7 protein-coding genes are annotated in these 7,834 nt (G+C 35.3%); all 7 read left to right on the forward strand.

Annotation, left to right across the window (positions count from 1 at the left end):
* Nucleotides 1-237 (forward strand): hypothetical protein (locus AB1630_08520; GenBank protein MEW6103837.1); only part of this gene is annotated, 237 nt, incomplete at its 5' end.
* Between the two features lie 685 nt (nt 238-922).
* The gene (gene istA / locus AB1630_08525) at nt 923-2,407 is read left to right on the forward strand and encodes an IS21 family transposase (protein ID MEW6103838.1); all 1,485 of its coding nucleotides are present in this window, start codon (nt 923-925) and stop codon (nt 2,405-2,407) included.
* Nucleotides 2,404-3,180: an IS21-like element helper ATPase IstB gene (gene istB, locus AB1630_08530; GenBank protein MEW6103839.1), complete on the forward strand. Its 777-nt coding sequence runs from the start codon at nt 2,404-2,406 to the stop codon at nt 3,178-3,180. The genes istA and istB overlap by 4 nt, the downstream gene beginning before the upstream one ends.
* A gap of 129 nt (nt 3,181-3,309) precedes the next feature.
* The gene (locus tag AB1630_08535) at nt 3,310-3,534 is read left to right on the forward strand and encodes a helix-turn-helix transcriptional regulator (protein MEW6103840.1); all 225 of its coding nucleotides are present in this window, start codon (nt 3,310-3,312) and stop codon (nt 3,532-3,534) included.
* A 241-nt stretch (nt 3,535-3,775) separates the two neighbouring features.
* Complete coding sequence (locus tag AB1630_08540) at nt 3,776-4,498, forward strand: nucleotidyl transferase AbiEii/AbiGii toxin family protein (GenBank protein ID MEW6103841.1); 723 nt, start codon at nt 3,776-3,778, stop codon at nt 4,496-4,498.
* A gap of 894 nt (nt 4,499-5,392) precedes the next feature.
* Nucleotides 5,393-7,315 carry a group II intron reverse transcriptase/maturase gene (ltrA, locus tag AB1630_08545; GenBank protein ID MEW6103842.1) on the forward strand — a complete coding sequence of 641 codons (1,923 nt, stop codon included), beginning with the start codon at nt 5,393-5,395 and terminating at the stop codon, nt 7,313-7,315.
* A gap of 259 nt (nt 7,316-7,574) precedes the next feature.
* Nucleotides 7,575-7,834, forward strand: a 260-nt coding sequence (locus tag AB1630_08550) for an Rpn family recombination-promoting nuclease/putative transposase (GenBank protein ID MEW6103843.1), incomplete at its 3' end; no start/stop codon positions are given.

The following is a 7,834-nucleotide window of genomic DNA, read 5'->3' on the forward strand; positions in this document are numbered from 1 at the left end:
GGAAATGTTCTTCCAAATGTAACGCCTTTGAAGGTTAAGGTGGAGCATAATGGCGGGAATGGGAATAATGGGAATGGTAATGCTACTGCTAATCAGATTAGATATTTGATTGATCTTTGTAAGGATCTTTCTATAAAGCCCCAGATGGATTTCAGTAAGATCACCAGGGAGCATGCCAGTCAGTTGATTGATGGGCTGGAGTTAGAGAGGAATTCAAGGAAGAATAGTAGGAATTAAGGTTTGAGAGGCAGGGGGGAGCTCCTGCCTTCCGGATGAGGCCGGAATATTTACCGGCCCCGCCTTTAATGATCGCCCGGCTGGAATATTATCCGCCTTTTGCCGTTCTGATTCCGGGTCATGTACGTTATTTCTTTGCCGCCGCAACTTTTGAAGGTGTTTTGCAGGCTCTGCTTTTTTGCCTTCTTGGTTGCTGAATTTTAGGGTGGGAAAAAGTCAATTTGGAGATAGAAAAATTTTAGGGCAGGCTAAAGGGAAGGTAAAATTTTTATATACTATATTGACTTTTTGTGGTGGGAAATAATGATGGAAGAAGGCAAAAAAGCATGGGATTTAGTCTTCTGAAATACCAGGGGGGTGGGCGTCGGGGGCGAATTTGCACTTTTTCCTACCGCCGCTTTTCTCCGCCTCTTTGCATCGGCAAGTTCAGTGCAAATCCTGGCCGGCGTTCCCTTATGCTGCTTTTATAGTAATTCTACAAAGAAATGTCCGAAATATTACAAATTGACATCACCTCTTGTGGATTATTAAAGAAATGTTTTAAATTGGCAATAACAATATCTTCAAGTGTAAAATCCGGTTAGAAAGTTAACAAAGAATCCGGTCTAAAAAACGACAAAATCCTTCGGCGTCGAAATAAGACCTGACAAAAAAGTCAGGAGGTAAAAAGGAGATGTTGAAGGAAATGGAAAGAACCGTAATAAAATATCTAAGAAAAAAAGGAAAAAAGTATAAAGAAATAGGAGAAGAGATAGGTTGCCATAGAGCAACTGCATCAAAAGTAATGAAAGACCCTGTAGATAAAAAATACAAAAGACCGGCAGTAGAGAATCAAGTAACCCCTTACAGAAAAGAAATAGAAGAATGGATAAATAAGGGAATAAAAGTAAATCGAATGATGGAGAAAGCGCGAGAAGAGTTAGACCCTCCATATAAAGGAAGTCGAAGTGTATTTTATGAACAGGTGTCAAAAATAAAAAAAGAACTAAAAGAAAAACATCTTGAAACATTTATAAGGTTCGAAGGATTAGCGGGAGAATATCTTCAGATTGATTGGGGAGAAGTGCGAGACTTTCCGTTTATAAATAAAGAAAGACAGACACGTTATATATTCGCAGCTCGATTAAAGTATAGCCGCGTAATATATGCTGAATTTCAAAAAGACATGAAACTTGAAACTCTGATAAGATGTATAATAAGGGCTTTTGAATATATAGGAGGAATACCGTGGACTTGTGCCTTTGATAACATGAAGACAGTAATAATAGGAAGAGATGAAGAAGGGAAACCAATCTGGAATGAAGGATTTAAGAAGTTTTCAGTAGATATGGATTTCTATCGTCACATATGTGATCCTTATAGCGGAAATCAGAAGGGCAGCGTAGAAAATCTGGTAAAAACGGTAAAGGGAAATTTTGTAGGAGGCCGTGAATTTGTAGATGATGGAGACCTTTCAAACCGTTGTAAGGAATGGTTGAAAAAGATAAATAGCAATCCGTGCCAGGCTCATAATAGAATACCGTTCGAATTATTGCCTGAAGAACAGAAGAAATTTACCCCCCTTCAGACGAATTCAAAAGATTACGGAATTATGACAGTATGTAAAGTCAATCAGGAAAGCCGCATACATTTAGAAAATAATATATATTCCGTTCCTGCGAAATATGTAAATCAGGCAATAATAGTCCGTATAACGGAAGACCGGATTCTTATACACGATCCGAAAGGGACAGAATGTGTTGCAGAACACCGCCGCCGTTTTGGAAAGGGTGAAAAAGTGATAGTTCCTTCTCATTATGAAGAAGTGTTAATAAGAAAGCCAAAAGGAAGAGCCATGCTCTACAGAGATCATCTGATAAATCAGGATGAGCAGATATATAATTTTATATCCAATTTATGCCGCCGCCGGAGAGGAGTAGAAGCCTTTGGCCCAGATATGATAAAGATGTATGAACTATATAACAGACACGGCAAAGATGAATTTCTTGCAGCTATAGCCCTTTCATCGGAATGGGAATGTTATGGTTCTGAATATCTGGAATATCTCCTGGAGATTCCGTCACATGGGAACAGACAGGAATTGTTACCATTAAGAGGGCTGCCGTTCCAAAAAGAAATTGACCGCCCTATGGAAGTTTACCTGAACTATGTGGAAGGCGGTATAAAATGATGGAAGTTCTACTTAATAATCTAAAATTAAACAGAATAAAAGAAGTATACAGTGATTGGATAGAAAAAGCTGCTAAAGAAAATATGGGATATGGAGATTTCCTTCGCGGACTTTTACAGGAAGAAGTCTTATTCCGGGAAGAAAGAGGAATAAGAAGAAGATTGCGTATGGCCGGATTTCCTTATGAAAAAACGATAGAACAATTTGATTTCCGTTTCAGGCCGGAATTACAAAGACAGGTATTTTTGACCTATCTGGAAAATACTTTCATCAATCAGGGTAGAACTCTTTGTCTGATAGGTCCTGCAGGTCTGGGGAAAACACATCTGTCTATTGCTATAGGTATAAAACATCTTACCCAGGGATATGATGTAAGATTTTTTACTGTTCAATCTTTAATGAATAGAATACTGCAGGTAAAAAATATTTACGAAAGGCAAAAAGAAATCAAGTTATTGATAAAATGCGACCTCCTTATACTGGATGAACTTGGATACCTTGCTCTTAATTCTGATATAGGTCCTATATTATATGAAATAGTAGCAGGTAGGTATGAGAAAAAACCTTTAATTATTACGAGTAATAAGAGTCTTGTAGAATGGGGGAATATACTCCAGGATTCTTCTCTTGCTGCAGCTCTTGTTGACAGATTACTCCATCATGGAGAAGTTTATTATCTGTCAGGAGAGAGTTACCGCCTTCGTGGGAAAAAGATTACTTCTTTCTCTGACAGAGAAAATAAAGAGAAAAAATCCAATGATGTTAACGTATAAAAATTCTCATTATTTAAAACCAGGTTCAACTGAACGGAATAAAAGCATTGTCAACTTATTCGTTTACAATGGCAAAATGGCAATGTAAACTATTTAGTTGACATATGCATTTTATAAGGAAGGTGTTTTATGAAAAGTGAACTTATTATAAAAGATGAAGATAGATTTGTTGCCACTTTGAAATTTATATTATGTGTTGAACAAATTTCTCAGGTTCAACTTGCAAAAAAACTTGGACTTACAAAGCAAGCTATAAATAATAAACTTAATAAAGATAGATTGCCGAGATTGGATAAACTTATCAAGTTTCTTGATGGTATAGGTTATCAATTGGTTATCAGAAAAAGTAGTTAAAATTTTTGATTGGAGGTGATGGTATTTGCTTTTTTGAAAATAAATCCGGTAATGGAACAGGATATCTTTGGATTAAATATCCTTATAAATTAACTTTATAATTCCATTACGTAAGATCTTTCTAAAGGATCTTACAAGGTAAATATTTGTTCCGAAGGAATGTCGATTTTTAGACCGGATTTTTTTTAAAATTTGTCTACTTGACAAACGGATTTTACAATTATCTTTTCTGGCTTATCAAATACCTCAATCGAGGCCGACTAAAGATATGGACTTTTTGGGAAGATTTATATTCGGTGATTTTGATAATATAAAAAAAATTGTTTGCCATATTATTACTATTCAAGAGCCGGATGGAATTATATTTTTTCCTGATACGGTAACTGCTGAAACGATAAAGAAGGATCAAATCTATGAAGGTATCAATGTTAAGTTGAAAGCTGAATTAGCCGGAGCAAAAAAAATTATCAGCATAGATATTGGATTTGGAGATAAAATATTTCCCGGACCTATTAAGGTAAGTTTTCCGGTGTTATTAGATTTCCCTGTTCCAGAGATTAACGTTTATTCTAAAGAATCAATTATAGCAGAGAAATTTGAAGCTATGGTTACACTTCAATTATCGAACAGCAGGATGAAAGATTTTTATGACCTTTGGTATCTGGCTTCTACGCAGACTTTTAACGATAGGTCTCTCTCTATATCTATTTATGAAACGTTTAATAAAAGACAAACATCTCTTGAAAATAGAAAATTTATTTTTACGGAAAAATTTAAGAATGATGTATCCAAACAAGAGCAATGGAGAGCTTTTTTACTCAGAAACAATTTATCATCTCTGGAGAAATTTTATGAAGTCATTGATAAATTAGAATTATTCCTTGAGCCTGTATGTGTTTATGTAAATAATGATAAAGACTATATGAGCTGGGATAATCAGTTATGGAAATGGGTAAACAGATAATTTTTATTAAGTAATATGAAATTTTACTGTTTTCAGAGCAATGGAGGCGGCGATTTGTGGGGTGGCCACTTTCTGAACGAAGTGAAGCGTGTGGGGTGGACAAATGGCCGCTTTCGCGGATCGCCTGTTTACTGCCTGCCTCAGGGGCGGCTGGGTGGTGAGGCACTGCGAGTCGTTTTCATACAAACCGATTAGTAATAATTGGGTAAAAATGAAGCAGTCAGGATATCTGACTGACAACTTTACATTTAAATAGGCAGGTGAAATTCCTGTTCAAGAAAAAGATGGTAATCTTGCTCTAAAACTCCGACAAGCGTCTTATGACTTTAACATAAGAGGTTTGAAGCTCGGTAAAGTCGGTGAAAAGCAGACCTGTGAAGCGGTTAGCAAAGTAGTCGGGAGGCTATAAAAATCCTATGGTTAGTATATGTTTAATAAACATTGACGAACACTTGAATTTACGGGTCGAAACCCCTGTTAGAGATGAAAAAGAAATTCTAACAACCAATGTGTTATCTATCGAGGGTAATATCTTTGCCCAGATATTATCTTCATTTATCCGATAAGGGATATTTGTTCTGACTCCATCCATCTAAAGGGGAAAAGAACGGTAGACGGCCTACAGAGTGAACCTAAAGGATTATATGTAAAGCTAAAGTGTAAGGAACGATTGAGACAGGGAAGGAGTAGCCCGGTAAAGCAGGCAATGAGACCTCAACGGTAGGAAATGACCGTTTAATCCCTGAGTCAGCAGCCCATAGTAGTATTGAAATTATCGAAAGATAATGGAGCGAAGGGGCATAGCCAGGTTATAACTTATGTTCAATTAACTGTTTGCAGGAAGCCGATGTGCAAACCTGATTACAATCTTGCACAGAGAGGAGATGGTTCTTTATGTGTGAGAAACAACAATTGCAAGTTCCGAAAAATGATAAGGAACTGAGAAATTTACAGGATGAATTCTACAAGATTGCAAAAGAAGGATTTATGAAAAGTGAATTAGTGGGTTTTAAAGACTTAAAAGAGATAGCCTTTTGTGAGGCCAATATTATTACTTCTATACACAAACTGAAAGCAAATAAAGGTAGTCTTTGCGCTGGAACAGATGAAGAAGTCCTAAGAGCAGATATTCTTGAAAAGGGTTATGAAGAAGTTATCGAAAGAATTCAAAGAGCAATTCAACATTATATTCCTAAATCTATAAAAAGAGTATTTATTCCTAAAGCCGACACTACAGAACTAAGACCACTTGGTATCCCCGCTATAATAGATAGAATAATTCAGGAATGTATCCGTAATATTATAGAACCAATTCTAGAAGCTCAATTTTTCGACCACAGTTATGGATTTAGACCTTTACGGGATGGCCATCAAGCCTATACACGTATAAGTAAAATAATGCACAATACCGGTTATCATTGGGTAATAGAAGGAGATATTACGAAATTCTTTGATAATGTAAATCACAATATTCTACTTGGAGCACTATATCATATGGGAATACAGGACATAAGAATTCTACAGATGATAAAAGCGATGTTAAAAGCAGGAGTGATGAATGAAACTTGTTATAATGATATTGGAACTCCACAGGGAGGAATAATTTCTCCATTGTTAGCAAATGTTTATCTCAATAAGTTTGATAATTTTATAACCCGTGAATGGGAAGAAAAGAGGCTGAAAAATGTATCCAGATACAGGAAAAGTGGTAAAAGCAAAGGTAAGAAAACCTGCAAAATACAGGAAACAATGAAAAAGAAAGCGCCAAATATGAAACCGGCATTTTTAATCCGTTATGCTGATGATTGGGTTGTTATTACGAATAGCTTAGAGAATGCAAAGAAATTAAAGAGAAGGATTAGTGTTTTCTTAAAATCCCGTCTCAAGTTAAAACTCTCTGAGAAAAAGACAAAAATCACCAATGCTAAGAAAAGAGGATTAAAATTTTTGGGTTTCCAGATAAAAGCAAGAGCAGGTAAAAGTAGAAGTGGGTTAATAATTAACAGTAAACCGGACAGAGATACATTTAAGAGAAAAGTATCAGACCTCAGAAAAAGTATTCACGGGTTTAAAAAGGTAAGGGATATAAATAAATTAATTCACAAGATAAATCTTCATAATGCAAAAGTTCAGGGAATAGTAAATTATTACAGAATTACCACCGGTATATACCACGCAGTAAAGAAAACAGGTTATGATTTAGCCGGACTAGCCATAAAAATATTACGAACCAAAGTTACAGCAGCTTTTATACCAGCTAAAGAAGTTCAAAATTTAATTCAAATTCATAAGGATTATAAGAAAACAATACCATCTATCAGATATAAAGATCTTTGGATAGGTGTTACTGATTTAAGATTTGTAAAGTGGGAAGCAGGTAGAAGTAAAAATCCAGCAGAAACTATATATTCCAGTGAAGGCAGAGAACTGTATAGAAAAAGAACAAGTAAAAGAAGAGGATTAGCAAGAAAAGACCTTACGTTATCTGAGATATATTCGGAATACACCAGTAATATTCAGAAAGAAAATTCCCAACTTTATAATTTCGAATTCTTTATGAATAGAGGTTATGTTTATAATGTTGATAAAGGTAAATGTAGATTATGTGGAAGAGAACTACAGGAATATGAAGAAATAGCAACACATCACATACGCCCATATCTTACGGCTGAAGCGGTAAATAGAGTTCATAATCTTGCGACAACGCACTTGAAGTGTCACAGAATAATACATTCCCTGAGAGATTTAAGTAAAGAATTATCCAAAAAAGTATGGAATAAAGTTCAATCATTCAGGAATAAGTTAAAAGAACATTAGTTATAATTCGGTGGAACGCTGGATGAGGTGAAAGTCTCACGTCCAGTGTGAAGTGGGGGAAAAGAGCTATCCGACTGTCCAGTAATGGATAAGGGATAGTCTCTTACCTATCACTGTGGCAGTTTGCTGGGGATAGGTTTTTTATTTTGTTTTGCAGGTTTTTTTTGTCTTTTAGTGGAAATAAAAAAGCTCTATTGCTCATTTATTTCATTGATGTTAAGATAAAATTAATAGTTTAATGTTTGGAGGTATATTGGTAATGGATAGTTCTATTAATCTTAGAAATGATATTATTTTTAAGGCAGTTTTCGGATATGAAAAAAATGAAAAACTTCTTATATCGCTTTTAAATGCTATATTGGAGTTAAAAGGTGATAAGAAAATAGTAAGTCTAACTTTTCTTAATGCTTTTAATATAAAAGAATATCTTAATGATAAGTTGACAATCGTTGATGTAAAAGTAGTGGATGGCACAGGTGTAAGGTATCACATTGAAATGCAGGTTGCAGATGATAAATC

Source organism: bacterium (genome assembly GCA_040753555.1).
Classification (GTDB): Bacteria; UBA9089; UBA9088; order UBA9088; family UBA9088; genus JBFLYE01.

Bases quoted from the DNA above. Each gene is read 5' to 3' on its own strand.
- istA (MEW6103838.1), top strand. From the start codon at position 923: ATGGAAAGAACCGTAATAAAATATCTAAGAAAAAAAGGAAAAAAGTAT.
- istB (MEW6103839.1), top strand. From the start codon at position 2,404: ATGATGGAAGTTCTACTTAATAATCTAAAATTAAACAGAATAAAAGAA.
- AB1630_08535 (MEW6103840.1), top strand. From the start codon at position 3,310: ATGAAAAGTGAACTTATTATAAAAGATGAAGATAGATTTGTTGCCACT.
- ltrA (MEW6103842.1), top strand. From the start codon at position 5,393: ATGTGTGAGAAACAACAATTGCAAGTTCCGAAAAATGATAAGGAACTG.